At 63.2% G+C, this 2,791-nt stretch carries 5 protein-coding genes; 1 reads left to right on the plus strand and 4 read right to left on the minus strand.

What is annotated here, in order from left to right; translation table 11 throughout:
- Positions 1 to 80: 80 nt before the first annotated feature.
- Positions 81 to 539 carry a recombinase family protein gene (locus GVY64_RS38995; RefSeq protein ID WP_442939693.1) on the plus strand — a complete coding sequence of 153 codons (459 nt, stop codon included), beginning with the start codon at positions 81 to 83 and terminating at the stop codon, positions 537 to 539.
- Here the strand turns inward: GVY64_RS38995 and GVY64_RS36710 are convergent.
- The 4 genes from GVY64_RS36710 to GVY64_RS39405 all read right to left on the minus strand — a co-directional run bounded on the left by GVY64_RS36710 (position 492) and on the right by GVY64_RS39405 (position 2,594).
- On the minus strand, positions 492 to 932 hold the full coding sequence (locus GVY64_RS36710; RefSeq protein ID WP_159851264.1) for a hypothetical protein: 441 nt from the start codon (positions 930 to 932) through the stop codon (positions 492 to 494). The genes GVY64_RS38995 and GVY64_RS36710 overlap by 48 nt on opposite strands.
- Positions 933 to 996: 64 nt before the next feature.
- The gene (locus GVY64_RS36715) at positions 997 to 1,635 is read right to left on the minus strand and encodes a hypothetical protein (RefSeq protein ID WP_159851266.1); all 639 of its coding nucleotides are present in this window, start codon (positions 1,633 to 1,635) and stop codon (positions 997 to 999) included.
- A 277-nt stretch (positions 1,636 to 1,912) separates the two neighbouring features.
- Positions 1,913 to 2,365 carry a recombinase family protein gene (locus tag GVY64_RS37540; RefSeq protein ID WP_268895718.1) on the minus strand — a complete coding sequence of 151 codons (453 nt, stop codon included), beginning with the start codon at positions 2,363 to 2,365 and terminating at the stop codon, positions 1,913 to 1,915.
- Positions 2,250 to 2,594, minus strand: a complete 345-nt coding sequence (locus tag GVY64_RS39405; protein ID WP_201298333.1) for a recombinase family protein — start codon at positions 2,592 to 2,594, stop codon at positions 2,250 to 2,252. Before GVY64_RS39405 ends, GVY64_RS37540 begins: the two co-directional genes overlap by 116 nt.
- Between the last annotated feature and the right edge of the window lie 197 nt (positions 2,595 to 2,791).

Here is a 2,791-nt window from a genome sequence, read left to right on the forward strand (position 1 = left end):
GCAGCCCCGCCCCGGCATGGGACTGGAACGACATCTGACCGCCACGCGGACGACGAAATCGGGGTAACCGGAAACCCGCCATCTCTGCTGGTCAAGGCAACTTCGTTGCTTTCCGCACGATTACTACTGGTACCCCCTTCACCGGAGAGAACTCACCGATGGCGAACCTGCTGCTGAGCGTGATGGGCGCCTTCGCCGAGTTCGAACGCGCCCTCATCCTCGAACGCCAGCGCGAGGGCATCGCCGCGGCCAAGACCCGCGGCGCAACTCGGCCCGACGGGTATCGGCCGCTGCGGGTGCGGGACACGTTGTTCGGACACGGAATTCGCGGGCCGGGCTATACGAGCTGCCGCGCACTGAGCCGCGTTGTTCTGGTCCAAACGCCCTACGGCCGATTCCGGCTCGACATGAACACTCGCCCCGGATTTGGGGCCGGGAATGGGCGGCAGGCTGATCGATGTCCGGGTCTGCGACCGGGCCAGGTTCTGCCGTCACATGTGTTCGTGAACGGCGACCACGCTCAGCGTGTACGAGGGTAATGCGAATTGGAAGGTCACTGCTCTGCAATCGTGCCGGATCCGGAAGGAGACGACTCCCTCCAGAGGTATCCGCGGGTCCGCGGAGATGACGGCCGCGGATAGGTCGAGCTGAGCTTCGATATCCGTTCCGGCAATTCGAGCACTCTCATCGACGTCGAGCACGATCAGGCTGCTCGAACGCTCCCCCGGGGTGGCAGGTCCCCGGAAGGACACCGTCGAGAATGGTCCCGTACCGAAGCTCCCCCCGAATTCACGCACGACCTCGCCGGGAACGGTAACCTCGCGCAACTCGACAGAGCACGCTTCAGCGACAACCTCTGGTGTGTAGTCACCACGAACCGCCAGCAAGCGACCCACGATACGACAGACCTCACCGGCAAGGCAGAAGGTCACGTCAGTCTCCTTATCGGCCGATATCACACCGGTACCACTGGGGCGGCCAGTCCACTCCACGGGGTCACAACGGCTCGAACCACTCCTGGTACCGATCACTCGCTCCACAGCCCGCGCCTCCGAATTGAAACCACAACCGCTCATAGAATTTACTGTAGTGGCTCAGGTATGTTTCGCCGGTGAGGCTCATGGTCTTGGCACCGTAGTATTTTGCGATTTCACCCCTGGCCTCATGCCTGGATATATCTCCTCGCTCGTACCTCTCATAGACATCCCCGTAATAGTAATCGGGGTCGATGTCCGGTCCGCCGTTGCCGAGTATCTCTTTCCGTACATCCAAGGCGGTCAGCTCTGCTTCACCTTCCTGTCGCATTTCCGCACCGCAGTGCGCTCGCACCCACTCTGTCCTGGTCATTCCCTCCCAGGAAAACAGATTGTCCAGGCCGGGATATTTCTCGATCAGCCGCGCATGGCCGACCTCATGGGCAAGTGCGCGGGCCACCCAGTCGGCGCCCACGCGTACGTAGTCGGGGCCGATGACTATCCGGCGGGCAGCATGATTGCAAAACGTCCCTTTTCCTTTGCCGTAAGCGATTTTCCATTTTCCGCTCGGCGGGAAATAAGGTAGAGATGTGAGCCTTTCCGCGAGCGAGAGCGACGGAGCTTGAAGGTCGCGGATCGCGGTTGAGAGCGTAGGTGACAAGGCGACGAGCGCGTCGACGTCCTTGCCGAGTCCGGTCCGGACCGGTGCCGTTGGTGTCGGGCCGGTGCGCCTTCTGTCTCCGGCGCTTGCAGCCCCTCACCCGCTTGTTCGATCTCACGCTTGCCACGGTGGTCGGCGTGGACCACCTTCTCATCGACATCTCCCTTGATAAAGCGAGCCGCGCCCTTCTCGATGTCCCCGGCCCTCTCGGCTCCTCTGCCGGTCAGGCGAGTCAGATTGTGCACAATCCCGACCAAGGCCCGGGTGATGCTGTTGCTCAATCGAACCTCACCACTGAGGCAGGTGCAGACTTGGGGCGCCTGCCCAGGAAATCGACGCCGTCCTGCCCTCGCATGGAGTCGGTGCCCGCGCGGGCTTCGCACCCGATCGTTAACGGGATCCCGGTCTTCTTCGCGATCTCCTCCAGCGACTGGTTCTCCCGCCGCAGCAGCCGCGCGTACTCGATCTTGTCTTCCGGGTGGGCGATCGGGCGTCCCATGCGCCGCCCCGAGGCCTCGGCGACCGCACGAGCGTGCGCAACTCGCTCCGCAGTGAATGTGCGTTCCATCTCGGCGAACAGGGCCAGTAGCAGCACCGCCACCCGCCCCATCCCCTCATCTGCGGTGTCGATCGGCACCGGATCCGCCAGCGACTTCACCCCGATACCCTGCTCGCGCAGATCGTGGATCAGGTTCAACACCTCTAGCAGATTGCGACCCAACCGGTCCAAGAGGTGTGTGCACCACGATCCGATCCCCGGGCCGCGCGTAGGCCACAAGCCTGCTCAAACCGGGCCGATCGACGGTCGCTCCGGTCTTCTTGTCCACGTAGATCCGCGGAGCCGGAATCCCGACATCGGCAAGCGCGGCCAATTGGCGGTCGAGGCTCTGCTTGGTCGAGCTGACCCGCGCATAGCCCAGATCCCAACCACCTGCTGGATGCTGATCCACCGTCACCATGGCGAAACCGTACCGAAATGAATTCCGGAACACCCGCCGGCGATATCTCCCGGCACTATGCGGAGATGCTTCCTGCGAAGGAGCTGAAAGCGTGGCCCTTCGAGGTGCAGGTGAAGCTGCCGTGGAAGCCGATCTCGCATCTGGCTCCCGCGTGTTCGATGTAGGGGCCCCACTGGCCCGCGCCGGTCGCCACGGAA

Source organism: Nocardia sp. CY41, from assembly GCF_009829325.1.
In the GTDB taxonomy this organism is placed as follows: domain Bacteria; phylum Actinomycetota; class Actinomycetes; order Mycobacteriales; family Mycobacteriaceae; genus Nocardia.

Excerpts from the sequence above, each read along its gene's own strand:
- GVY64_RS39405 (WP_201298333.1), bottom strand. The coding sequence starts at position 2,594 with ATGGTGACGGTGGATCAGCATCCAGCAGGTGGTTGGGATCTGGGCTAT.